Raw genomic sequence first — 25,106 nt, 5'->3', positions numbered from 1 at the left:
TAACGAACAGTTTTACTGATTAGTTTTTATATTATTATTCTATTCCTAGAAATTTTGAATTGTCCTCATTTGTGTAAGCATAAACCTTAATCGTATTGGTTAAATCAGTATCAGGCATGTGCATTGAATAAGTAACTTCGTACTTTGTTGAAATCACACGAGTCGAATCAAGTCTATATTCGTCTAATTTTGATGATGTTTTGGCGAATTTCGGCGTATAGATACCTAATACCTCTTGTCTATCTTCAATTTTTCCATTTGTTAAATCTATTAGATTTTGATAGATAGATATAGCCTCTTTTCGCTTAGTTTTATTTTTATCCAAATTATATTTATACAGTTCGTCCAAGTCCTTCTCTATTGAGGTCTTTTGTTCTTCAATTTTAACACGTAACTCATCTAATAAAGGTTCTAATATGAAGATGCTATCTTTAGCAGCAACTAATCCAACTTTATTAAGTGATATAATTTTAAAGTCAAGGTCTTTAATACTCATATTAACAGACTTTATTGTTATACCATCCATAAAGTCATAAAACATTTGTTCTTCTTTACTTCTTTCACATGATATTAACAACACCGCCAATAATAATAATGTTAGTTTGTTCATTTTGTTTATTTTGTCCGTTTATAATGTTTATTATGGAAAAATATAAAGTGCTTCCTTATGTTCCTAATAATCTCATTAAAAATTAAGTTCCGAAAGAGGGAACTCTTTTATATTCAGAACCAGTATAGACATTGTAAGAACACTTGATGTAAATTAATAGGGTAATAATGAAAAAGAGAAAGATGCAGAGAGTAGCAAAAAACGCTGAACAAGTGGCGCATTACATAACAAATGATGTAAAGAGAGTTATGGGAAAGGGCGTTATTTATACTAAGACGGAGTTTTACAAGGTTTTGAACACTCTTTGTAAATCTTATAAGTACCCTGTTCATGAGGTTGCGGTATCATTGGCTAATCTAAAGGTAATAAAGGAACACTCCCGAAGTACTGGTTATAGATACAGCCTTATGCCAGAGGGAGGTATAACAGTGTTGGAAGAATTGGAGCAGAGAAGGTTGGAGAGGTATGAGGAAACGGCATGGTTAGCCAAATTTAAGACCCTGAAAACAAGTTTTAAATTAGGTACATCAATATTTAGTTAATGGGTATATACGATTTCAACATACTATCAGACCATGGCAAATATGACACCGTTTTTACTAAAGGTCAATTCGTAGATTCAGTTAAAGAAGATAGGGTTACTTATATAATTTATTCGCTTTCCTATTTTTGGGTTGAAATAATGTATGATGCGCCAACTAATAAGATTTTAGAAATAAGTAGTTTTGTAGGTGGTGAATCATTGAATAGGTATAGTAATGTTCCTAAGGAGATTTAATAGTTCTTAATCAAATTATTTAACTGCAAAACCAATTCCTCTAAAATATAATCACTGCTTACGTCAATTAATGTGGCGTTGTTTTCAATAAAGAGATTTCTTTTTCTCTCATCTCGTTCTTGGTTTTTTATGAAGGCTTCCTCACCACCAAAAAATTCGATAGGTTTATAGTGTTGTTGCCCTTGATACTCAATCCCAATTTTATAATTTGGTATCCAAATGTCCACATGTTGAGGTTTTAACCATTTGGGTCTACCATGATGAATTACCTCAACGGGTAACAAAAACTCTCTTATTTTGTAAAATAAATGTGTTTCTGAAACCCAACCCTCACCAATTTTGGGAATACCTCTTGAAACTCTGAACTTGTTTTGTAATTGAAAACAAAAAACCGTAAAAATTTCAGTTATAATTCTCTCTATATAATATATAAATATATTTTTTTTACCCGCACATTTGTAGTAATCGTATCCTAATTTGTGGTCATTGGGATAACCAATCATTATAAAATCATTAACATCGTTTTTAAAATCATATTTTAAAATAAACTCGGTTAATTTGTTATTGTACAAAACAAATGGATAATTCAGTTTGTTTGTTTGTATTATTTGATGTGCCTTTCTCTTTTGGTTTTTAATGTAACCTTTAATTTTTTTATCAATTCTAACTTTTGGAAATTCTTTATTAATTTCTGATGAGGTTTTTATACAACCGAAAAAGGCTTTATAAAAAGAGTATTCTTGCCCGTATAACTCATTAATTTCTTTATCTACAAATGTGTAAAAATCGTCTATGTTTTCTAAAATATAAGAATTTAAATCTGTGGGTCTAAAACATTTTTGTACAAGTATTTTCCCATTTAGGTGTCTTTTTTTATGAGATATTTCATTATTATGAACCTGAGAAAAACATGTTTTTGAAACATCCCAACTTAGAGTTTTATTTAAAGTCAAGGATTGAGAGTCTGTAACATCATTCCAAAAACGAATTTTACCTTTAACAATTATTTTAGTTAAATCACAACCTTCAAGTCTTTTTGGTAAATACAAATTGCCTCCAACATATTTCAACTTTCCAAGGTCTCTGATTTTTGAGTCTCTTAAACTAATATTCCCAGACACCCTACATAACTCTCCTAAATCCTCTACGTTAGAATATCTTAAGTTAAGATTACCCCCTATCCTCTCCAATTTACCGAGAGTTTTTAACGTTGATTCTTTTTGATTACACCACAAATCTGTTTTCACATAGTTTAAATAACCTAAATCTTCTAACTGCTCATCTACATTAAGATGACCGTATATTTTTTTTACTTTCCCAAGACTAGTTACTTCACCGGTAATCCTGACATCTTGATTGATGTAAGATTTATCATTTGTAATTCTATCTAAATGATTGCTATTATTAACGCAATATTCTTTGTAATAATCCAATGACATCTTTTAATTTAGATTTTTTTAGAAACTTAAATATACAATTCAACTAATATACTTAGGGATAAAAACAGTATCATAAATACTATATTGATATAAGTTTTATAAAATTAGCAGATAAAAGAAACCATTAAAAATAATTTTTTACTGTGCTTAACTGCTTTTATCTTATGTTTAGGTTGAGGTAATGTATGATAAATCAACTACTAAAATTTTAGGTATAGTTAGTTTCGCAGGGAGCGAGTCATTGAATAGGTATTATAATATACCAAAGGAAATTTGAATGTTTAGAAAACCACTATTATAGATTTCCGTAAACTCTATTAAAAATAATAACGTAAAATACGCCTATATGAAGTGTAATAACCATAATATAAAATTAAGATGAAAAAACTAAGGTTAGGGTCTTTGTTAGTATTTGTATTACTAACATCATGTGATAAGAAAGAAGACGGAAATTGCGAATGCGTTAAAGAAACTTACAAAGTTGATGACGTTAGTTTTGGAAGTACTTCCAGTGGGTTGCCTACCCTTAACGTTCCTGGTTATAGTTTAATAAGCACGGAATCGGTAGTTTGCCAAGACGAGCAAGAATTTAACACCTCTGATGGCAAGGCTGTTATTAAATGTAACTAACAAAGAAATTTAAGATAGTTTCGTTAGTGGCGAGTCATCGAAAAAATATAGTAATGTTCCGAATAGAATCTAGTAAAAAAGACTTCTCTAAATCATTATTGTACCATTTATCGTACCATTTATAAAATAATAAGAGATAAAAAAAACCTAACCAACTTGTTTTTAGTTGATTAGGATTTTAAACTAGTGACTCCGAAGGGATTCAAACCCCCAACCCTCAGAGCCGAAATCTGATGCGCTATTCAGTTGCGCCACGGAGCCAATTATTTTAAACGTTTTATAAATTTAAGACAGTTTCTTTTTTACAATAGTAGAAATCAATTTGCCATCTGCCTGACCTGCCAATTCTTTAGACACAATACCCATTACCTTACCCATATCCTTCATCCCTGAAGCACCGGTAGCATCAATAGTTTGTACTACAACTTTCTCCACTTCTTCTTCTGTAAGTTGTTCTGGTAAAAATTGTTCGATAACAGCGATTTGTGCTAATTCTGGATCAGCGAGATCCTGTCTTCCTTGTTCGATAAAAATAGTAGCACTGTCTTTTCGTTGTTTTACTAATTTTTGCACCAATTGCACCTCATCTTCTTCTGTAAGTTCACCCCCTCCACTGGTACTTGCCATCAATAGCGCAGATTTTATAGCTCTAAGTGATTCTAGTGCTACTGAATTTTTTGCCTTCATAGCCAATTTCAATTGCTCCATTACCTTTTGCTGTAAACTCATTGCTTGCTTATATTGGTTTGCGAAGATAAAAAATAAACCCGAAAACCATAGTGATTTTCGGGTTTAAAATATGCGTAGTATTTAATTTCTAGTCTACATTATCATGTAAAAAAGAGTTATTGGAACGCAACTGAATTTCATCATTACTATCATCACTCAATGATGTTCTTGAAATTTTATTCTCCCTAGGATTATCATTAAGATTGACACCTTGCCTTTGATAAGCAGGTTTTTTTTCATCGTAATTGTTTGGTGTGCTATTCTTAAACTTGTAGTTGAAATCCTTAAGTTTTCTTCTACGTTCATCAGCTCTGTCCCGTAACAATTCTTCAATAGGAGTTTCCATGGGGTCTAGATGATTGTCTGATTGATACGCATCTCTTTTTGGCGCTTCCGTTTTCTTTTCAAATATCAATTCATCTTCAATAATCTTCGGCTCAAATTCTTCGGCCTTTGACTTTGCACCGGTCAATTTGCTTTCTAACTGCATATAGTCATCTAGGCTATAACGTTTTTCACCTTTTTTATTGTATTCCAACACAGGTATGATTTCAATACTATCATTTACATCCAAATCCTTTACTTCATCATGCAAATTGAATGTAATCACATTCTCCTTTTCCTCTTTTCTAAAAGGCATATCGAAACCTAATGACACCTGATTTTCCTTTTCCTTCGATTTCAAAATTTCTGGATCAACTACCTCAATATCTCTTAAAGATGCTACTGCATCTACGATTACAAAATCTTCGTCAGATACATTATGTGCTACCACCTCTTCATAAAAAACATTGAAGTTTTTAATATAATTGGTCGTTGGTATCAAATCAAAATCTGCTTCGTCTACAAACTCATATTTTTTTACAGGTTCAACTTTCTTCTCTTCTTCATCCATTTCCAACGCATGCACCGTTTTGGATTTGGACAGCAACATTGCCTCGGCCCGCTGACCGTCTTCTAAGGTATGAATGATTTTTTTAGACTCCGTATTTACAATATCATCCTGCTGCTCTATATTAAAACCCGTGGCAATTACCGTTACGGCAATAGCCTCTCCTAAGCTTTCATCTTCACCAACACCCATAATGATGTTTGCTCCATAACCAGCTTCGACTTGAATATGATCATTAATCTCACCTATTTCATCAATAGTAATTTCTTGTGCTCCAGAAACTATCAACAAAAGCACGTTTTTTGCTCCTTGTATTTTATTATCATTCAATAACGGAGAATCTAAAGCTTTCATAATGGCCTCATTCGCTCTTGCAGACCCAGACGAAATAGCAGACCCCATAATGGCTGTTCCACTATTAGAAAGTACCGTTTTGGCATCACGTAAATCTATGTTTTGAGTATAATGGTGTGTGATAACTTCGGCTATACCTCTAGCAGCAGTTGCTAAAACTTCATCAGCCTTAGAAAAACCAGCTTTAAAGCCTAGGTTTCCGTATACTTCCCTTAATTTATTGTTATTGATAACAATAAGCGAATCTACATTCTTACGTAATTTTTCAATACCTCGTTGCGCCTGTTCAACTCGCATCTTACCTTCGAATTGAAACGGCATCGTAACGATACCAACTGTAAGAACATCCATTTCCTTTGCGAATTTGGCTATGACTGGGGCAGCACCAGTTCCTGTCCCCCCTCCCATACCTGCAGTAATAAAAATCATCTTAGTTGTAGAATCTAACATGGATTTAATTTCCTCCATGCTTTCCATTGCAGCCTGTTCTCCAACTTCAGGATTGGCACCAGCACCCAAACCTTCTGTTAATGAAATACCTAATTGTATTTTATTAGGTACAGGACTATTGTCCAAAGCCTGTGAATCGGTATTGCAGATTACAAAATCAACTCCGTTAATTCCTGCCTGGAACATGTGATTAATGGCATTACTACCACCACCACCTACACCGATGACCTTTATAACGTTACTTTGATTCTTTGGAAGATCAAATGAGATATTATCAAATTCGCTGTTCTTGCTCATATTCTAATTATTACTGGTTATGTATATTCTTACTCTATGCTACTTACTCTGCGTTGTCTAAAAATTCCTTTAACTTTTCAGACCATTTATCGAAAACAGATTTACGCTCTTTATGCATTCGGGTTTGGGTTGCTGCTTCTGTATCACGATCTGCATAGACCAATTCCCCCGCTTCCTCTTCTTGGTGAATCTCTTCTTTTATACATTTTAATTTCTCCTGATTTTTAATCGCATTCATTAAAAGACCAACTGCAGTAGCGTATAATGGACTAGCAACTTCTTCATCTGAATCACCCGCCAAATGCTCATTCGGATAACCGATACGGGTATCCATACCAGTAATATATTCAACCAATTGCTTCAAATGTTTCAACTGACTACCGCCACCTGTTAAAACAATTCCTGCAATTAATTTTTTCTTTTGCTCCTCATGACCGTAATTCTTTATCTCTACATAGACCTGCTCTATGATTTCAACCACGCGCGCATGAATAATTTTCGAAAGGTTCTTTAAAGATATTTCCTTTGGTTCTCTTCCACGTAAACCTGGTATAGAAACAATTTCATTTTCCCTATTTTCCCCTGGCCATGCAGAGCCAAACCTTGTTTTCAACAATTCTGCCTGCTTCTCTATGATAGAACAACCTTCTTTAATATCTTCTGTAATCACACCTCCACCAAAAGGAATAACCGCTGTATGCCTGATGATACCATCCTTAAAAATAGCAAGATCAGTAGTACCACCTCCTATATCGATTAAAGCTACACCCGCTTCTTTTTCTTCTTGGCTCAGTACGGCATCAGATGATGCCAATGGCTCTAATGTAATATTACCTAAATCTAGACCCGCACTCTTAATGCATCGGCCTACATTTTTTATGGAAACCACTTGCCCAACTACTACATGAAAATTGGCTTCTAATCGACCACCATACATCCCGATTGGCTCACGAATTTCTGCTTGCCCATCAACTTTATACTCTTGTGGCAGTACGTGAATAATCTCCTCACCAGGTAACATAATCAATTTGTGCACTTGATTACAAAGCGAATCCACATCCTCCTCATCGATAACTTCTTCAGAATCTTTACGGGTAATGTAATCGCTGTGCTGTAAACTTCTAATATGCTGCCCAGCAATACCTACCACAACCGAACCTATTTTAAGTCCAGAATTAGCTTCTGCCTCTTCAACTGCCTGTTGAATCGATTTTATAGTCTGTGTAATATTATTGACTACACCTCGGTGTACCCCCAAACTTTTGGACTTTCCGATACCCAAAATTTCAATCTTATCGTATTCATTTTGTTTACCAATAATGGCAACGATTTTTGTTGTTCCTATGTCTAGACCGACTGAATATTTAGTTTGTTCCATTTTATATTAAATTTTAGTGCACACCACCTGGTTATTGAATTCTAAACTAACTTCTGCATAATCATCCAAGGTTTGATCCTTGTTCGCTTTGGCATAAAATGCCTTAAAGTTGCTGAACTTCCCCTCCAAATCTTCAATACCACCTATGTTCACCACAAAATTGTTTAACCTTAATCGTAATTGATATTTATTTTCAACTTTGATATGAATACCGATTACCGTTTTACGAAAAAAATCGTCTTTATTAATATGCTCCAATATGACATAGACATCCTCAAGGCTTTTACCACTAATATTACCTGTTATTATGGGAACTCTCGCTGAGTGATTGTTGGAAAGTGGCATTCTTTTCCCTTCATCATCCAAATAAAACTTAATATTCCCCTCTATGCGTCCAATTGGTTTGCGTTGAACAATTTTTGAATTAAGCTCACCGTCTATAGTTAGATAGACCTGGGCACTTTTCACCATTTCATTAGCCTCAATCGCCTTTTCCACAGTATTCAAAACTATATTTTCTTTGGGCACATTTTTAAGGCTACCATATTTTTGTATTAACAATTTATTAACCGAACCTTCAGTGAGGTATAAATTTTGATCACCTACGAATTCCACCTTCATTCCTGTGACGTTTTTAGCACTATTACGTCCATTAGAAAACGCATATAACCCTATGATTATAATAACCAAGGCCGTTAACTTTAAGAAATTCAAATTAAATCGCATATGACATTTCCTTTTTGATTTTTATTACTTCCAAACCGATATCCCCTGCACCCATCGTTACTAAAACCTCTGGGGCTTGAATTTTAATTTGAGCAATGATTTGTTCCTTTGAAATTAATTTTCTATTCGTACTGGTTATTTTTTCCAACAGCCATTGTGAATCTATTCCTGCAATAGGTTCTTCTCGAGCAGGATATATATCTAACAACAAGATATTTTCAAATTTTGACAAGCTCTTTGCAAAATCATCAGCAAAATCTCTAGTTCTTGAAAATAGATGCGGTTGAAAAACAGCCAACACTTTTTTGTTCGGATGCATTTCTGAAATAGCCTCAAAAATTGCATTGATTTCTGTTGGGTGGTGGGCATAATCATCAATAAAAATGAAGTCGTCATTTTTAATCTGATAAGAAAAACGCCTTTGCACTCCTTTAAATGTGGCCATAGCTAAAGCAAGGCGATACGGCGGGGAACCTGATTCTATCGCCATCGCAAAAGCAACCAAACCGTTGAGCAAATTATGCCTTCCCGGTTTGTTAAATTCAACCCCTTTCAGCGTGACTTCGGGGGTCTCCAAATCGAATATGTAGGTACCACGTTCTATTGTTATGTTCCGAATACAATAATCAGAATTGTCTTCAATACCATAAGTCAACCCTTCTAAAGGCAGCCCATTACGGACAAATAATTTTCCGCCTGGTTTTAATCGTTTCGTAAATTCAACAAACGTTTTTTCGAGTTCTTGCGCATCCCCATAAATATCCAAATGATCGGCGTCCATAGAGGTTACACAGGCTACATTTGGTGTTAATTGCAAAAATGAACGATCAAATTCATCTGCTTCTACCACAGAATATTCTGTTCCCTCCAATAAAAAATTACTATTAAAATCTTCTGAAATTCCGCCTAAAAATGCCGTTAACGATACGCCTGTCTCTTTTAACAAATGCGCTAGTATACTTGACGTCGTTGTTTTACCATGCGTTCCTGCTACAGCGAAACAGAACGAATCTTTCGTAATTAGCCCAAGCACCTCAGATCGTTTCTTGATTACAAAACCATTTGACAAGAAATACTGGTACTCCGTATGACTTGAAGGTACTGCCGGAGTGTACACAACTAACGTGTTTTTAGGATTTCTAAACTCATTCGGTATTTGCTCTAAATCATCTTTGTAATGAATGGCGATACCGGCATTTGACAATTCTTTGGTCAACAGACTTTCTGTTTTATCGTACCCAGCAACCGTTTTATTTATAAAAGCAAAATAGCGCGCTAGGGCAGACATACCTATGCCTCCCACACCTATAAAATACACCCTATGTATTTGCGCTATATTCATTTTACTTCAATAGTTTTTCAATTTCATCACAGATATCTGAAGTAGCATTTGGCAACGCCAATGCCTTACTATTCTTAGATAATTGCACTTGTTTATCAAGGGAATTAAATACTGCTTCAAATTCAGCTTTAAACTGTTCATTTAAATCTTTCTCCCGTATCATTATCGCTGCATTATTCCCTACAAGAGACAACGCATTTTTAGTCTGGTGGTCTTCTGCTACGACAGGTGATGGAATGAAAAATGTCGGTTTCCCTACCAAACATAATTCCGATACCGCTCCTGCCCCTGCGCGAGAAATAATAAAATCTGCAGCTACGTAGGCCTTATCCATCGTATTCAAAAAAGCATGAACTTTAATAGTTTCCGATTGGTTCGCTTTATATGTTTCGTAATATCCTTTTCCACATTGCCATATCACTTGCAAGCCCAGTTCTTTAAAATAGGACAAATAATCTGCTACTAATTGGTTGATGCGTCTGGCACCTAAACTACCACCCAACACCAAAAGTGTTTTCTTGGTGGGCTTAAGTTCAAAATATTCCAACGCATCATTTTTGGACGTACTTAACTCAACTAAATATGAACGTACGGGATTTCCGGTTTTTACAATTTTTTCTTTTGGAAAAAATGTATCCATACCATCATAAGCAACACAAATTTTTGCCACCTTATGCTTTAAAAGTTTGTTTGTTATGCCCGCAAATGAATTCTGTTCCTGCAACAAACAGGGTATCCCCTTAATCGTTGCTATTTTTAACAATGGCCCGCTAGCAAAACCACCCGTACCTATAACAGCATGAGGCTTAAACTTGGTTACGATGTTGTTCGCTCTAATCAAACTACTTATCAATTTTATAGGAAATATTAAATTTTTCAGGGTCAGTTTCCGCTGTAACCCAGTAATCCACAATCCTTCAATTTCATATCCTGCCTGTGGCACCTTTTCCATTTCCATTCTATTCTTTGCACCCACGAATAAAAATTCGGCATCAGGATACCTTCTCTTCAATTCATTGGCTATGGCTATGGCCGGATAAATATGCCCACCTGTACCTCCGCCTGATAAGATGAATCTATAATTGCCCACTTAAAATCTCTAAGGGGTTCGTCTCATCGATATTCTCTGCAGAAGCACTCTCCTGCACTATACTTTTATTACTTGCACTTAATATTATACCTATGGCCAAACAGGTCATCCAGCTAGATGTGCCTCCACTACTAATCAGTGGTAAATTCTGACCCGTAACAGGAAACAATTCCACTGCAACCGCCATATTAATTAGTGCCTGAAAAACGATGGGCAACCCAACACCTAATACCAATAATTTACTAAAAATAGTAGTACAGCCATTGGCTACCACTACGATACGAAACAGTAAAAACAAGTAAAAGAACATTAAGGCAAAACCACCTATCAATCCGTATTCCTCTACAATAATGGCGTAAATAAAATCTGAAGAACTCTGCGGTAAAAAGTTCTTTTGAACACTCTTACCAGCACCTTTACCTACTATACCACCAGTTGCAATAGCTATTTTTGCTTTTTCTATTTGATAGTTTGCTTCGGTATCTTCAGGATTAGAAAAGCTATCGATACGACTCATCCATGTATCTACCCTATTCGGAAATAGATCTGGAAATGCTTTAGCTGTCAATATAAAAATTGATAGAAACAGTATGCCCGCACCAACTATTCCAAGTAAATATTTAAAAGGATATCCTCCTAAAAAACACAAGATCATCACCATTGAAAATATAATACCAGCGGTTGAAAAGTTAGCAGGCAAAATAAGCATCACCACTAAGAAAACAGGAAGCCACAACGGCAATATGCTCTCTTTAAAAGTTACCTTAATTTCCCTCACTTTTGAGAAATAACGTGCTACATAAATCATCAATACTACCGCTGCCAAGCTAGAGGGTTGAAAACCGAACCCTACCAAAGGAATACGAATCCACCGACTATCATTGGTGCCGCCGTCTGATGTGCCTTGCGCCAAAACAAATACAAGAAGGACCAAAACAATAGGTAGGGCAATCATTGAAAGCCCCTTAAAAAAGTGTGTGGGTATCTTATGAATCCCATAAATAATTCCAAAACCCATGAACAGTAGAATAGCATGTTTCATTAAATGGCCCGCTGTGGTACCATTGCCCACTACGTATACCAAATTACTACTTGCACTGTACACCGGTAAAAATGAAAATAGAGCCAGTAGTGCCGCAATGGCCCAAATGGCTTTATCTCCCTTTATTTTTTGAAATATATCCAACACCCTATAGGTTTTTTACACAGTTCTTAAATTGATCTCCGCGATCTTCATAATTTTCAAATAAATCAAAACTCGCACACGCCGGTGATAACAAAACCGTATCTCCACGCTCTGCAATTTTATAGGCTACTTTTACCGCTTCTTCCATAGCGAAAGTTTCTACTAACAGATCGACAGCATTACCAAAAACGTGTTTGATTTTCTCATTGTCTTCTCCAAGACAAATAATTGCCTTTACCTTTTCACGTACCAAAGGCATTAACTCCATATACTCATTTCCCTTATCAACACCACCGACTATCCATACCGTTGGAGATTTTACACTATCTAAAGCATAATAGGCTGCATTTACATTGGTCGCCTTTGAGTCGTTGATATACTGTACATGATGTATTTTCAACACCTTTTCTAAACGGTGCGGTGCCCCTTGAAAATTAGACACACAAGCTCGTATCGTTTCTTTACGAATACCAACCAATTTTGCGATTGTGGCAGCTGCCATCGTGTTCTTTACATTGTGCTGACCTTCTAAGGCCAAAGTGTCTTTAATCATGGTTATAGTGTCTGTTGTTGTTTTTATTATAATGTTGTTTTGTTCTAAAAATGCTCCTTCTGCGAATACCTTTTTCAATGAAAACGGCATTAATTTTGATTTGACTGGGTGCTCATCGAGCCACTTTACCACTACCGAATCATCTGCGTCATAAATCAAATAATCGTTCTCATCTTGATTTTCTGCAATTTTGAATTTCGATGCGATATAGTTTTCAAAAGAATATCCGTATCGGTCTAAATGGTCGGGCGTTATATTGGTGATTACCGCGATATGCGGTTTAAAATTCACTATACCGTCCAACTGAAAACTGCTTATCTCGAGCACGTAATAGTCAAAATCATGTTCTGCCACCATTTTCGCATAGCTATCGCCAATATTCCCTGCCATACCAACTTTCAATCCTGCTGTAGCGAGGATATGGTTCGTTAACATGGTCGTGGTAGTTTTTCCATTGCTCCCTGTAATACCGATAATTTTAGCATCAGTGTATGTTGATGCAAATTCAATCTCAGATACTACTGGAATACCTTTTTCCACCAACTGCTTTACCAAGGGCATCGTATCGGGTATCCCCGGACTCTTCATTACCAAATCGGCTTTTAAGATGCGGTCTTCAGAATGTGTTTCTTCTTCCCAATCAATTCCAAAATGCTCAAGAACGTTTTTATACTTCTCTTTTATTCTCCCCTTATCGGATACAAAAACTTCATATCCTTTTTTTAATCCTAAAATGGCTGTTCCTACACCACTTTCTCCACCGCCAAGCACTACTAAAAGTCCTCCCTCAATCCCTCCAAAGAAGGGACGCTCTTTTCCTAAGTTTTCATTCTTCTCTTTCATATTCATATTCCCTTCCTTTTGAGAAGGGCTAGGAATGGGATTATCTAATTTTTAAAGTAACCACTGTTACGATAGCCAATAATATCCCCACAATCCAAAAACGTGTAACAATCTTACTTTCGTGATATCCTTTTTTCTGATAGTGGTGGTGCAATGGCGACATTAAAAATATACGCCTACCTTCTCCATATTTATTTCGACTGTACTTGAAATAACCTACTTGCAAAATCACAGAAAGTGACTCCGCAAAGAATACTCCGCATAAAATTGGAATCAATAATTCTTTACGTACGATAATGGCAATTACAGCGATGACACCACCAATGGTCAAACTACCTGTATCACCCATAAAAACTTGGGCAGGAAATGTATTGTACCAAAGAAACCCAATTAAGGCACCGGCAAAAGCGGTGATAAATATCAATAGTTCACCAACCCGTGGTATATACATAATATCCAAATAGTCTGAAAAAATGATATTACCCGATACCAAGGCAAAAACACCTAGGGTAAAAACGATGATGGCAGATGTACCGGCGGCAAGACCATCAATACCGTCTGTTAGGTTCGCTCCGTTAGATACTGCTGTTACAATTAAAATGATGATTGGAATAAACAACAACCAAGCATATTCTTGTGCTCCATCTCCTGCCCAGTCAATTAAGTGTCCGTAATCAAATTCATTGTTCTTAAAAAAGGGTACCGTGGTCATGGTAGACTTAATTTCCACGCCCTTTACCTGTTCAACCGTAAATTCGCTGGTAATAATCGTTTTATCATGGTCACGCATGGTCACTTCGGGATGAAAATATAATACCGCCCCTACAATAAGACCTAATACAACCTGCCCCAATACCTTGAACCTTCCTTTAAGGCCTTCTTTATTCTTTTTAAATACCTTGATGTAATCATCTAAGAAACCAATAACACCCATCCATAACATGGTGAATATTAATAGTATGATATAGATATTATCCAAACGAGCAAATAACACCACCGGAATCAAGGTTGCCAGTATAATGATGATACCACCCATGGTAGGCGTACCTGCTTTTTGTTGTTGACCCTCAAGACCTAAATCACGAATCGTTTCCCCAACTTGTTGCTTTTGTAAAAAAAGAATGATGCGCTTACCGAACGCTGTTGCGATAATCAAAGAAAACAAGATTGCCATGGCCGCACGAAACGTACTAAACTGAAATAGCGAAGCCCCTGGGAACTGGTATTGTTTTTCTAAATATTCGAACAAATAGGTTAACATAGTTTTATCATTATGGCATTCTCAGGCCAATGTTACTTATCAAGGCTAATTAGTACTTCTTGTACCATTTTAAAATCGTCAAAATCTATTCGAACACCATCAGTTTCTTGGTAGGCCTCATGACCTTTACCAGCGACTAAAATGATATCGTTGGCGTCTGCCAATTGGCAAGCTGCTTTAATGGCCTGCGCTCTATTTTCAATAGATAGTATTTTTTTAAAATTTTGTGGTTCAACGCCTGCTTCCATTTCTGCAATAATTTCAGAAGGGGATTCTGTTCTTGGATTATCGGAAGTGAAAATAATTTTGTCGCTCATTTCTGATGCGATATTGCCCATTACCGGACGCTTTGATCTGTCTCTATCGCCACCACACCCCACAACGGTGATGACGTTTTCATTTCCAGTTCTCAACGTGTTGATTGTCTCAAGCACATTTTTAAGGGCGTCCGGCGTATGGGCATAATCAACTATAGCTGTAATTTTATTTTTTGATATATAATATTGAAACCTTCCTGCGACATTATCCAGCTCACTTAACAAGCGTAAAGTTTCCAATTCCTCAAGTCCTAATAAGTCCGCCGTAGCGAAAATCGCCAACATATTATAGGCATTAAAATGTCCGATTAATTTAGTCCACAACTCATGCTCATTAATTTTCAACAACTGACCATCGAACTGATTTTCTAAAATCCGTGCCCTAAAATCTGCATAATTCTTAAGGGCATAAGTATATTTTCTGGCTTTGGTATTCTGTAGCATGACCAAGCCGTTCTTATCATCTATATTGGTAAGGGCAAAAGCTGTTTTTGGTAACTGATCGAACAATATTTTTTTCGTATCCCTGTAATCGGCAAACGTTTTATGATAATCTAGGTGATCGTGAGAAAGGTTGGTAAAAACCGCTCCCTCAAAAACAAGACCTTCAGTCCTTTTTTGATGGATACCGTGTGAACTGACCTCCATAAAGCAGAACTCAACACCAGCATCGTTCATTAACGCTAAATGCTTGTTGATCACCAATGCATCTGGTGTCGTATGCTTTGTTGGATATTCGGTTTCATCTACCATAATTTTTATCGTAGATAACAAGCCAACTTTATACCCCGCTTTTTTAAATAGCTGATACAATAAACTCGATACGGTAGTTTTGCCATTGGTACCGGTTACACCGACTAATTTTAAATTTTTGGACGGATTTTCATAATAATTAGAAGCCATTACCGCCAAGGCCTGATTACCGTTCCCAACCTCAACATAGGTAACATCATCTACCATATTTGCAGGCAATACCTCACAAATAATAGCTCGTGCACCTGCCTCAACTACTGTATCGATGTATTTATGACCATCGGTCAACGTGCCTTTTATAGCCACAAAAGCATCACCCTTTCTAACCTGTCGTGAATTAAAACATACTGAAGCTATACCACACGAAGTCGTACCACTAACTGCGGTAAGATTCACTCCATATAGTATGTCTTTCAATTGCTTCATATTAATTCTAATACTATTTTTTTTACGGTTTTGATATCGGTTCCTTTGGAGATAGATTGACGTTTTACGGTTCCATTTCCTTTCACCTCTACTTCTATTCCTAAATTTTCTAAAATCGCAACGGCATCCATTCCGCTCATCCCTTTTACATTAGGTACATGCGAATATTCTTGTTGTGCCTTTTTAAAATATCCTTGGTAGGCATCTTCCCCTCCAGCGATTAGTACATTTCTCAGATCAACCTCACTAGTCAATGGTGAGGTGGCATATACTTTTTGTGCTACGGATTTAAATACCGGACCCGCCACATCTGCACCAAAAATACCGACGCTTTTGTCTGGCTTATGAATAACTACGATACAGGAGTACTTGGGGTTGTCAGCAGGAAAATATCCGGCAAACGAAGAAATATATTCGTACTTACTACGATCTTTAGACACATAGTTTGTTTGTGTCGTACCCGTTTTACCTGCCATAGAAAAATTTTTTGAATACATGCCGTGACCTGTACCATGTTTCTTCTCAACCACATCCTTTAAAATTTGCTGTACCTTTTTTACGGTTGCCTGCGAACAAATTGCAGGATTCAATACTTTTTTATCAAATTTTTCGATGGACTTGTTCCACTCCTTTACTTCTTTTAAAAGTCTTGGTTTGATCATTTCTCCATCATTCGCAATCGCATTGTAGAAGGTTAACGTCTGTAACGGGGTCATAGAAATTTCATACCCATAAGCCATTTGAGCCAACGACAGACCAGACCATCCTTTATCACCAGGATATCGAAGTACCGGGACACCTTCTCCTCGTACCGGAAGACCCAATTTCTTATGAATACCCATGCTCATTAGCCGGTTTACATATTTTTCTGGATTATTCTTATACCCATTGTGTATGATTTTAGCAAACGCTACATTTGAGGATACTTCAAAGGCTTTGGCTACAGAAATTTTCCCATATCCACCACGTTTAGAGTCCCTTATTCTGTGATTGTATAATTTCCACGTCCCATCTTCAGTATCTATCACGCTACTGGTATCAACAACCCTATCTTCTAAGGCCGCTACCAGATTCATCAACTTAAATGTTGACCCTGGCTCGTGAGATTCACCAATTGCATAGTTCAAACGCTCGTAATATTTACCTTCTGATGTTTGCCCTAGATTAGCAATAGCTTTCACTTCTCCGGTTTTGGTTTCCATTACGATGACCGTACCATGATCTGCTTTATAGAGCTCCAATTGCCTTAACAAGGCATGGTGTGCTATATCCTGTATATTGATATCAATGGTAGAATACACATCATACCCATCTTTAGGCTCAATAATATTATCATTTCCGATTGGTTTCCACTGCCCTTTGGCTATTTTTTGCTTCAAGCGTTTTCCTTCAACGCCCCTTAGGTATTCGCCAAAAGCACCTTCCATACCTACACGGGTACGGTACCCATCTTTATCTACACGCTCATACCCAACACTACGTTCAGCTATTTTCCCTAATGGATGCTCACGTTTTGTCTTTTGCTCAATAATCAAACCTCCTTGAAAAGCACCTTTCTTAAAAAGCGGAAAAGTTTTAACCGTCATATATTCAGAATAGTCCAAATTTCGTGCTATTAAGGTATACCTGTTTTTATGCTCTTTTGCCTTTCTAAGTATTTGTTGGTAATGGGAAGATGTTTTACCGAATTGCTTCGCCAACGCATCAGATAATGGTTTTACATGTTCTTTAAAATCAGCATCGCTTACAGTAACGGCATCAAAACGAACGGTGTATTTAGATACCGACGTTGCTAAAAGGCTACCATCATCAGAATAAAGATTTCCTCTGTTCGGCTCAATGGTGAACATGTGAGACGTGCGTGTTTCTGCCAATGCCTTATATTTTTCACCATCAATCACCTGTATAGACACCAACTTGAATAAGACAGCACCAGCAAAGAGCACAAGAAAGCCCGCTACAAGATATAGTCGTTTAAGTATGCTTTTGTCTGTTGTGGCCATCTACTCGTTCTCATTTAAAGATTTGACCCTAATTTTCTGTGGTGGTGTTTCTGAAGGATAAAGTCCCTTATCAGAAATCTTACCGGTAATGCTCGATTCTAATTTCAACTGCTGCACATCTGATCGCATATCGACAAACTCGTTGCGCAGTTCTTTAACTTCTTCGTTCAATAAGGCTATCGCATGTACTTTTTGATCTGCACTATGCGAGCTACTAATCATTACCGTTGCCAAAAAGGAAATGAAAATGATGAACAGCCAATTCTTGGGTGCGTCTCCGCTTACCAAAAATTTACCTTTCAATAGGTCTAAGACCCCCGTTTTCATTTTACTTTTTGTCATTTTTCTCTGCTATTCGCAATTTTGCACTACGTGCTCTGTTATTCTGTTTTATTTCTTCTCTAGACGGAATGATCAATCCTCCAACTTTTCTCATAGGTACCTCTATATTTCCATAAAAATCCTTTTCCGGCTCTCCTTCAAATTGACCAGCGCGTATAAACCGTTTCACCAAGCGATCTTCTAACGAGTGGTAACTTATAACACTCAACCGGCCATTCGGCTTCAATAAATCTGGCACCTGCTCTAAAAATTCTTTAATCACTTCAATCTCTTGATTCACCTCTATGCGAATCGCCTGATAAATCTGAGCCAAAATCTTATGTTGCTTGTGCTCTGGCAAAAACTGTTTTAAAGCTTGCTTCAACGCATCGGTCGTTCTAATCTCCTCTATTTCCCTACTTGCTATAATAACTTTCGCCATGGCGTTGGCGTTGCGTATATCCCCATAATCGAACAATACTTTACGCAACTCATCATACCTGTATTTATTGACCACCTCATAGGCAGAAAGCGTATTACGTTTGCTCATCCGCATATCCAAATCTGCATCGAAACGGGTAGAAAACCCTCTTTCGGCTTGATCGAACTGATGCGATGAAACTCCGTAATCTGCTAAGATTCCATCTACTTTCCGAATGCCATAGAACTTCAAAAATTGAGTGATGTACCTAAAATTCTCTGCTATAAGCACAAAACGTTCATCACCTAGTGTATTTGCTTGCGCATCTTCATCTTGATCAAAAGCGAACAATTTGCCGCCAGCCCCCAATCGTTTCAATATTTCTTTAGAGTGACCGCCTCCACCAAAGGTCACATCAACATACACGCCATTCTCCTTGATATCAAGACCATCTACTGATTCTTTCAGCAATACCGGGTTATGATACATTTTCCGACGGTTTTTCATTCAACATAACGCGCTTTGCCAAGTTCACTTTTTCTTCTTTGGTAGCGCTAATCGATTCGTCATACGCCTTCTTATCCCAAATCTCCAATCGTTTACCAATCGGTGCAATGACCACTTCTTTCGAAATGCCTGCCAATGAAATAATATCCTTGGGTATTAACAATCTTCCGGTAGCATCTACTTCAACCTGACGCAAGCCTGCCGTATACATTCTTATAAATTGTAGGTTCTCTTCGTCGAACCTGCTCTTTTCATTCAATTCTGCCATCACCCTGTTCCACTCATAAGCCGGATACAACTCTAAACATTCACTGAGGTAGGATTTCTTAATAAAAAAACCATCTTTTAAAATTGGGGCCACTTGGTTCCGTAAGGCAACAGGGAGCATAATACGCCCTTTGGCATCGGCCTTGCAGTTAAATGTCCCAAAGAAATAGATATCCAAAATGGTTGGTTTTTATTATATAACTCAAATATATAAATATTATTACCACATTTTACCACTAAAATCCACTTTGTTAATAAATTACCCCACTTTTGAACACCTTTTAACACCTTCACTCACTTTTGAAGAAAAAATCACCACCTGACCTATAATTCTTAAAAAAAAGAAATCAAGAAAGATTTGTGAACACGCCTTATCAAAAGAGTTGTTTGCTATTCTCGGTAATTACCTATATTTGGGCAAATATGATGAGTAGAGTTCATGGAAAACGATATGATCAGCGACGGCACGTTTAATTACATAGAAGTAGGTGAGGGTAAACCCATTATTATCCTTCACGGTCTTATGGGTGGGCTAAGTAATTTTCAGGGCGTAACCTCCCATTTCCCACCAAAAGGCTATAAGGTGCTAATTCCAGAATTGCCCTTGTATTCAATGCCCATGCTGAAAACAACGGTAAAGAATTTTGCCAAGTACCTCAAAAAATTTATAGACCATAAAGAGCTTGATGATGTTATTCTTTTGGGGAACTCCTTAGGTGGCCATATCGGACTATTATACACTAAAATGTACCCAGAAAAAGTAAAGGCCTTGGTCATTACCGGTAGTTCGGGTTTATATGAGAGTGCTATGGGTGATGGGTACCCTAAGCGTGGTGACTATGAGTTTATTAAGAAAAAAGCTCAAGACGTATTTTATGATCCTGCGGTTGCGACCAAAGAAATCGTAGACGAGGTTTTTGCCACGGTAAATGACCGTGTTAAATTAGTAAAGACCTTGGCAATCGCTAAAAGTGCAATACGCCATAATATGGCGCAAGACTTACCTGCTATGAAAACCCCTACCTGTATTATTTGGGGAAAGAACGATGGTGTAACACCACCCGATGTTGCTGAACTATTTGATGAACTGCTGCCGAATTCAGATTTATTTTGGATAGATAAATGTGGACATGCCCCGATGATGGAGCACCCAGTTGAATTCAATACCATTCTAGACGCATGGTTAGAGAAAAACAAATTTTAAAATTTTCTACGGATGAAAATAAAGTCGGCCGACTTTGTAATAAGCAACTCTGATGTTGCACGATGCCCTAATGAGCCTATACCTGAGTACGCCTTTATTGGTCGCTCTAATGTGGGAAAATCATCATTAATCAATATGTTGACCGAGCGTAAAAGCTTGGCAAAAACTTCGGGTAGACCCGGAAAAACGCAACTTATCAACCACTTTAAAATTAATGAAAATTGGTTCTTGGTCGATTTACCTGGGTATGGGTATGCACGTGTATCGAAACGCGACAAAAAAACCTTTCAGAAATACATTACTAATTACTTTCTACAACGCGAGCAACTCGTTTGTTCATTCGTGCTGGTAGATATTCGCCACGAGCCACAACCCATTGACATGGAGTTTATGCAATGGATGGGCGAAAATGCAATACCTTTTGCCATTATCTTCACCAAGGCCGATAAGTTAAAACCTAAGGCCGTAGAACGCGATGTTAAAACCTACCTAGATACGCTACTGGCCGATATGTGGGAAGAAGCTCCGCTACATTTCGTCACCAGCGCTAGCCACCGTAGTGGCCGCGACGAACTCTTAAACTATATTGACAGCATCAACGAGAAGTTTTTTGAAGCGATTAAGAAGTAGTTGTTTTTTTAGTGTTCAGTGAGCAGTACCAGTGGACAGACTTTCTTGAACTAATTTTCATCATGCAGTAACTGTAGGCAAGACCTTTAGTACGAAGTACTTTTGCTGTAAAATATTACACGGACAACTACATTCCAACAACGGACAACCAACTTCTGGCAAATTTCATATTAATAATACCTGAATGTCAGTTCAAGTGAATTTTGAGGTACGAAAAAATTAGTATTGAGAAATATCATACGTTCCATAGCTTCTCGATATAATTTTAAGTTTCCGCTACACTACACCCTAAAACCACTCGAAATGACCATAGTTGCTTTTGGTCACCCTGTCACTTCGAGTGAATTTTGAGGTACGAAAAAATTAGTATTGAGAAATATCATGCGTTCCATAGCTTCTCGATATAATTTTAAGTTTCCGCTACACTACACCCTAAAACCACTCGAAATGACATTTTATATAACTACAATCCAACAACGATTAACGAACAACCGACAACGACAAACCATCCACCAGCTCACCGACCGTCTCCATCGCATTCAATTTCGCTGTAGTCACCAGTACCTCCAAGTCATACTCTGTTTCCACTAAGATAATCGGAAAGGTAAACGCAGGCCCAAATTTACTATTATAGCTTTTCTGGAATTCATCTTTATGCAAGAAGGAAAGGTCGTAGCCTTTAGCCAATAAGGTTTTTCGAAAGGCTTTCCACTGCTTGTTCTCAGTGAACGTGCCGAAGGTTAAGGAACAGAGCTTACAATCATACGTAACGGGACTTATGATTTTGTGGGCGAAATCTAATAGTTGACTCCCCGCAGTACTATTCGCATTATAAATAAAAAGCAATTTTTTTGACATCCTCTTTTAGTCGAAAAAATACCCAAACTATACATGATTTTTCGCATTTTATGGTTTCCCGTAAGTGTGGTCGTATTGCTAAGTGTAGCTTTATTCTTTAATAGTACAATAGGGTACCGTTTACTCCCTAATTTGAGAAATAAACGTACCCTGAAATGTTTATACAATTGTTGGCGGCAATTTAAAAAACAAAATAATGAGAATATTACAAATCTTAATTTTATTTATTTCACTCAATTTATTCAGTCAGAACAAAATTGAGAATCTAAAAGTAAACTGGCCTGAAGAATATGAATGGGAAATAGTCTCAAATCAAGAAAATGAACAAATGCATTTCATTGAATTAGTTCCAAAAAAAGAAAGTATTGATAATTGGAAAATTCTTGGTACAATGATTTCAATAAAAGGAGCAAAGAATATACCAATAGACACATACATTAATTTGACTTATAAGCAAACAAAACAAACAGCACCTAAAGCAGTATTAACAGTAATTGAGAAGAACAAAACAGATAAAAATCATTGGGCACTTTTTCAAATCGAATCACCAAGATTTACAAACGACAATAATCCTGAATCTCAATTATATTATATTATCCAAGGCAATTCTTCACTCTATTCTAATTTTGTTGCAGTAAAAAATAAAAAATTGAGTAACGAATTTGTTGAAAAATGGATTAAAATTTTTAAATCAAGTGAATTAGTTTACCAATAAAAAATGTTGCCAATAGTGTATAAAGGAATAGGGCAAGCAGTTGCTAAACTCAATGATTCTGGAATATTTTCGAGGTCGCCAAATCTTTTAATTTGGATTTTAAATCAATAAAACAACATACAAAGGATTTGGCTTGTGGTTCATCCGAAAATTTATAGATTATCACCATCCCTACTTCTTTTATACAAATCATTGTAGCACATTAAAAAACTTATGGAAAAAGCAATACATACAGATATTCTTGAAAGTAAACGAATAGACAGTATTACAGTGGTTCGTGAAAACCCTGACAATTACCCAAAAGGAAAATCAAACATTTATGCAAAGGATATAGATAATAATGTCATTTGGTCTGCAGAACTTCCTTTAATAGGAGACACTTACTGTAATCCTATACAATGGAATAAAGGAATAAATAAGGATGCGATAAGTTGGGACGATTTTTTTTCTGAATCCAATAATTCTTTTGTAGTTAGTAGCTGGAATTGTTTCACTGTTAGTATTGATTATAAGAATGGAAAAATAATCCATAAAGAACTCACTAAATAATTTATCCCTGGCAGCAGGAAGATCAGGAGACCACCTACTAACGGATATATTGAATTTTAATTTAGCTGTTTACACTACAGAATGTGACCCCATTGATTAGGCACATACTATAGTTGACATCTAATCACAGCCTATATAAATATTTGATTGGTTTAATAATTTCTCTGCAACAGAAGAACAACGCTGGGTTCAACCCATAAGTGCAACAGACTTACTTTTTAGGACTTCAATAGGGTTCTTATAATTAAACTTTCTAATGGGTCTGTAATTTAGCAATCTTTCTACATCTTTTATTCTTTCGATTGAGACTTCTCTCAAATCTGTTTTTTTAGAGAAGAATCTCCTTATAACGCCTTTTCTATTTTCCACCGCCCCTTTATCCTGTGAGGTATACGGCCTAGTAAAATAGGTTTCATTTGGTTGTGGAAATCCGAATTGGGGTGCGGCCACAGATCGTAATTTTGAATTAGAAAGACGTCCTAAATGGCCAAAAAATAGGCATACTCAAACAACATTTAATTTTCACAAGAAAGTTTTTACTACTCCAAATCTACTAGGTATTTTTGCAGGACATATCCATGGAAACTCTATTGAAATGATCAAAGGAAAACCTCAATTAGTTACTGATGATAACGCCAGTGGAGGTTATTTGGATATCACCTTTTTACCCATGGACGAACAGGATAAAAAGTTGATTTTATAATAGTTAATGATGAATTTTAACCTCATTCGCATTCGATATAATGTAAGAGAAGATGGGGTTTAAATCTCCTAAATTCTATAAAGTTAGCGTAGAGCGACGATAAATAAGTAAGGGAATACATAAACCAACACTTAATAAAATTAATTGCTAGTACAAGTCTACTTACGAAAACCCTTGCCTATTTTCTACCTGCAGGCAGGTAGGTCTGTAATTTGATTGCTAGTTTAGTTATTTACACACGCAACGAACCGTATACAACAACATTAGCATTAATAACACGAAAAAAATAGCTTTTAATTTAATTGTAGAACTAATAAACGTTAACGAATTTATATTTTCGCTTTAACTTTAAATTACAGAATGAAACTAAGTATAATTTTACCTGTTTATAATGTTGAAAAGCATATTTCTAAATGCATTGATAGTCTTCTTAACCAGGATTTAAATTTTAAGGATTATGAAATTATCATAGTTAGTGATGGATCAAAGGATAAGAGCGAAGAGATTGTTAACTCTTATTGTAACAACTACAATAATATAAATTTTTTGAGTTATACGCCTAGTATCCGTTTTATGTCTTTATGATAAATAGGTTTCGCTAAGACCATTCTTTCTATAGTTTTATGAAAAATACTTTGCTTGAATTGAGAGCGGTTGATTCTAAAACAAAATTCATCAAAGTAAGCTTGTACGTGCCATTTGCTTACGTGAGTTGGTATTGCTCTTAACCAAGATTTTAATTGCATAATCACTATGTGCAGTTCTTTGAAATTTTTACCGTTGTTACTGAATTTCTGTTCGATATCATAGTCCTTTTTTAGTGGTGAATATCCTCTCCATTTATCTGTCACTATTTTTGCATCTGTACTTATAT

27 protein-coding genes and 1 tRNA gene are annotated in these 25,106 nt (G+C 36.3%); 8 read left to right on the top strand and 20 right to left on the bottom strand.

Translation table 11 applies throughout. From position 1 onward, the window contains the following. Positions 1-34: 34 nt before the first annotated feature. Entirely contained in the window at positions 35-610 is a 576-nt protein-coding gene (locus ES765_RS05630) for a hypothetical protein (protein WP_138112110.1), read from the bottom strand. Positions 611-792: 182 nt separating this feature from the next. Here ES765_RS05630 and ES765_RS05625 point away from each other — a divergent pair, with 182 nt between their 5' ends. Further along, the gene (locus ES765_RS05625; RefSeq protein ID WP_138112107.1) at positions 793-1,152 is read left to right on the top strand and encodes a hypothetical protein; all 360 of its coding nucleotides are present in this window, start codon (positions 793-795) and stop codon (positions 1,150-1,152) included. Then, positions 1,152-1,388, top strand: coding sequence for a hypothetical protein (locus ES765_RS05620; RefSeq protein WP_138112104.1), 237 nt, complete (start codon positions 1,152-1,154; stop codon positions 1,386-1,388). The genes ES765_RS05625 and ES765_RS05620 overlap by 1 nt, the downstream gene beginning before the upstream one ends. Here ES765_RS05620 and ES765_RS05615 read toward each other — a convergent pair. Then, positions 1,385-2,821: a hypothetical protein gene (locus ES765_RS05615; protein ID WP_138112101.1), complete on the bottom strand. Its 1,437-nt coding sequence runs from the start codon at positions 2,819-2,821 to the stop codon at positions 1,385-1,387. The two genes, ES765_RS05620 and ES765_RS05615, sit on opposite strands and share 4 nt — an antisense overlap. 384 nt (positions 2,822-3,205) lie before the next feature. Here ES765_RS05615 and ES765_RS05610 point away from each other — a divergent pair, with 384 nt between their 5' ends. Continuing rightward, the gene (locus ES765_RS05610) at positions 3,206-3,457 is read left to right on the top strand and encodes a hypothetical protein (RefSeq protein ID WP_138112098.1); all 252 of its coding nucleotides are present in this window, start codon (positions 3,206-3,208) and stop codon (positions 3,455-3,457) included. Positions 3,458-3,644: 187 nt separating this feature from the next. On the opposite strand, the gene ES765_RS05605 is transcribed toward ES765_RS05610, so the two are convergent. The 15 genes from ES765_RS05605 to ES765_RS05535 all read right to left on the bottom strand — a co-directional run bounded on the left by ES765_RS05605 (position 3,645) and on the right by ES765_RS05535 (position 19,751). Further along, positions 3,645-3,718 (bottom strand) — tRNA-Arg (locus tag ES765_RS05605). Positions 3,719-3,742: 24 nt separating this feature from the next. After that, positions 3,743-4,186, bottom strand: a complete 444-nt coding sequence (locus tag ES765_RS05600) for a GatB/YqeY domain-containing protein (RefSeq protein WP_138112095.1) — start codon at positions 4,184-4,186, stop codon at positions 3,743-3,745. Positions 4,187-4,274: 88 nt separating this feature from the next. After that, positions 4,275-6,179: a cell division protein FtsZ gene (ftsZ, locus tag ES765_RS05595; RefSeq protein WP_138112093.1), complete on the bottom strand. Its 1,905-nt coding sequence runs from the start codon at positions 6,177-6,179 to the stop codon at positions 4,275-4,277. A gap of 43 nt (positions 6,180-6,222) precedes the next feature. After that, a complete protein-coding gene (gene ftsA / locus ES765_RS05590; RefSeq protein ID WP_138112090.1) occupies positions 6,223-7,557 on the bottom strand; it encodes a cell division protein FtsA in 1,335 nt (444 codons plus the stop codon). Between the two features lie 6 nt (positions 7,558-7,563). Beyond that, positions 7,564-8,283, bottom strand: a complete 720-nt coding sequence (locus ES765_RS05585; protein ID WP_138112087.1) for a cell division protein FtsQ/DivIB — start codon at positions 8,281-8,283, stop codon at positions 7,564-7,566. Next, positions 8,273-9,625 (bottom strand): UDP-N-acetylmuramate--L-alanine ligase, encoded by a 1,353-nt coding sequence (gene murC, locus ES765_RS05580; protein ID WP_138112085.1) that lies wholly within the window; start codon positions 9,623-9,625, stop codon positions 8,273-8,275. The genes ES765_RS05585 and murC overlap by 11 nt, the downstream gene beginning before the upstream one ends. Before the next feature lies 1 nt (position 9,626). Continuing rightward, the gene (murG, locus tag ES765_RS05575; protein ID WP_138112082.1) at positions 9,627-10,715 is read right to left on the bottom strand and encodes an undecaprenyldiphospho-muramoylpentapeptide beta-N-acetylglucosaminyltransferase; all 1,089 of its coding nucleotides are present in this window, start codon (positions 10,713-10,715) and stop codon (positions 9,627-9,629) included. Further along, on the bottom strand, positions 10,702-11,904 hold the full coding sequence (locus ES765_RS05570; RefSeq protein WP_138112079.1) for an FtsW/RodA/SpoVE family cell cycle protein: 1,203 nt from the start codon (positions 11,902-11,904) through the stop codon (positions 10,702-10,704). Before ES765_RS05570 ends, murG begins: the two co-directional genes overlap by 14 nt. A 1-nt stretch (position 11,905) precedes the next feature. Next, complete coding sequence (gene murD, locus ES765_RS05565) at positions 11,906-13,297, bottom strand: UDP-N-acetylmuramoyl-L-alanine--D-glutamate ligase (protein WP_249356252.1); 1,392 nt, start codon at positions 13,295-13,297, stop codon at positions 11,906-11,908. Positions 13,298-13,337: 40 nt separating this feature from the next. After that, entirely contained in the window at positions 13,338-14,558 is a 1,221-nt protein-coding gene (gene mraY / locus ES765_RS05560; protein WP_138112073.1) for a phospho-N-acetylmuramoyl-pentapeptide-transferase, read from the bottom strand. Positions 14,559-14,590: 32 nt separating this feature from the next. Beyond that, the gene (locus tag ES765_RS05555) at positions 14,591-16,054 is read right to left on the bottom strand and encodes a UDP-N-acetylmuramoyl-L-alanyl-D-glutamate--2,6-diaminopimelate ligase (protein ID WP_138112070.1); all 1,464 of its coding nucleotides are present in this window, start codon (positions 16,052-16,054) and stop codon (positions 14,591-14,593) included. Beyond that, a complete protein-coding gene (locus ES765_RS05550; RefSeq protein WP_138112067.1) occupies positions 16,051-18,057 on the bottom strand; it encodes a penicillin-binding protein in 2,007 nt (668 codons plus the stop codon). The genes ES765_RS05555 and ES765_RS05550 overlap by 4 nt, the downstream gene beginning before the upstream one ends. Continuing rightward, positions 18,058-18,384, bottom strand: a complete 327-nt coding sequence (locus tag ES765_RS05545) for an FtsL-like putative cell division protein (protein ID WP_138112396.1) — start codon at positions 18,382-18,384, stop codon at positions 18,058-18,060. A gap of 1 nt (position 18,385) precedes the next feature. Further along, positions 18,386-19,288, bottom strand: a complete 903-nt coding sequence (rsmH, locus tag ES765_RS05540; RefSeq protein ID WP_138112064.1) for a 16S rRNA (cytosine(1402)-N(4))-methyltransferase RsmH — start codon at positions 19,286-19,288, stop codon at positions 18,386-18,388. Beyond that, positions 19,278-19,751: a division/cell wall cluster transcriptional repressor MraZ gene (locus ES765_RS05535; RefSeq protein ID WP_138112061.1), complete on the bottom strand. Its 474-nt coding sequence runs from the start codon at positions 19,749-19,751 to the stop codon at positions 19,278-19,280. The genes rsmH and ES765_RS05535 overlap by 11 nt, the downstream gene beginning before the upstream one ends. A 261-nt stretch (positions 19,752-20,012) precedes the next feature. Here ES765_RS05535 and ES765_RS05530 point away from each other — a divergent pair, with 261 nt between their 5' ends. Both ES765_RS05530 and yihA read left to right on the top strand, forming a co-directional pair. Then, positions 20,013-20,777 (top strand): alpha/beta fold hydrolase, encoded by a 765-nt coding sequence (locus tag ES765_RS05530; protein ID WP_138112057.1) that lies wholly within the window; start codon positions 20,013-20,015, stop codon positions 20,775-20,777. A gap of 12 nt (positions 20,778-20,789) precedes the next feature. Next, positions 20,790-21,407 (top strand): ribosome biogenesis GTP-binding protein YihA/YsxC, encoded by a 618-nt coding sequence (gene yihA / locus ES765_RS05525; protein ID WP_138112054.1) that lies wholly within the window; start codon positions 20,790-20,792, stop codon positions 21,405-21,407. A gap of 480 nt (positions 21,408-21,887) precedes the next feature. Here yihA and ES765_RS05520 read toward each other — a convergent pair whose 3' ends face one another. After that, complete coding sequence (locus tag ES765_RS05520; protein ID WP_138112051.1) at positions 21,888-22,265, bottom strand: GTPase; 378 nt, start codon at positions 22,263-22,265, stop codon at positions 21,888-21,890. Positions 22,266-22,461: 196 nt separating this feature from the next. Between ES765_RS05520 and ES765_RS05515 the strand changes: the two genes are divergently transcribed. Both ES765_RS05515 and ES765_RS05510 read left to right on the top strand, forming a co-directional pair. Next, the gene (locus ES765_RS05515; RefSeq protein ID WP_138112048.1) at positions 22,462-22,980 is read left to right on the top strand and encodes a hypothetical protein; all 519 of its coding nucleotides are present in this window, start codon (positions 22,462-22,464) and stop codon (positions 22,978-22,980) included. A gap of 213 nt (positions 22,981-23,193) precedes the next feature. Further along, on the top strand, positions 23,194-23,529 hold the full coding sequence (locus tag ES765_RS05510; protein WP_138112045.1) for a hypothetical protein: 336 nt from the start codon (positions 23,194-23,196) through the stop codon (positions 23,527-23,529). A 189-nt stretch (positions 23,530-23,718) separates the two neighbouring features. On the opposite strand, the gene ES765_RS05505 is transcribed toward ES765_RS05510, so the two are convergent. Next, positions 23,719-23,979 (bottom strand): hypothetical protein, encoded by a 261-nt coding sequence (locus ES765_RS05505; RefSeq protein ID WP_138112042.1) that lies wholly within the window; start codon positions 23,977-23,979, stop codon positions 23,719-23,721. Between the two features lie 613 nt (positions 23,980-24,592). On the opposite strand from ES765_RS05505, the gene ES765_RS05500 reads away from it, so the two are divergent. Beyond that, complete coding sequence (locus ES765_RS05500) at positions 24,593-24,817, top strand: glycosyltransferase family 2 protein (protein WP_138112038.1); 225 nt, start codon at positions 24,593-24,595, stop codon at positions 24,815-24,817. Here the strand turns inward: ES765_RS05500 and ES765_RS05495 are convergent. Further along, positions 24,784-25,106: transposase (locus ES765_RS05495; protein ID WP_138112035.1), on the bottom strand; the 323-nt coding region annotated here is incomplete at its 5' end. The two genes, ES765_RS05500 and ES765_RS05495, sit on opposite strands and share 34 nt — an antisense overlap.

The sequence above is a fragment of the Maribacter sp. ACAM166 genome, from assembly GCF_005771495.1.
Lineage (GTDB): Bacteria > Bacteroidota > Bacteroidia > Flavobacteriales > Flavobacteriaceae > Maribacter.
This window is presented reverse-complemented; position numbering and strand designations above follow the sequence as displayed.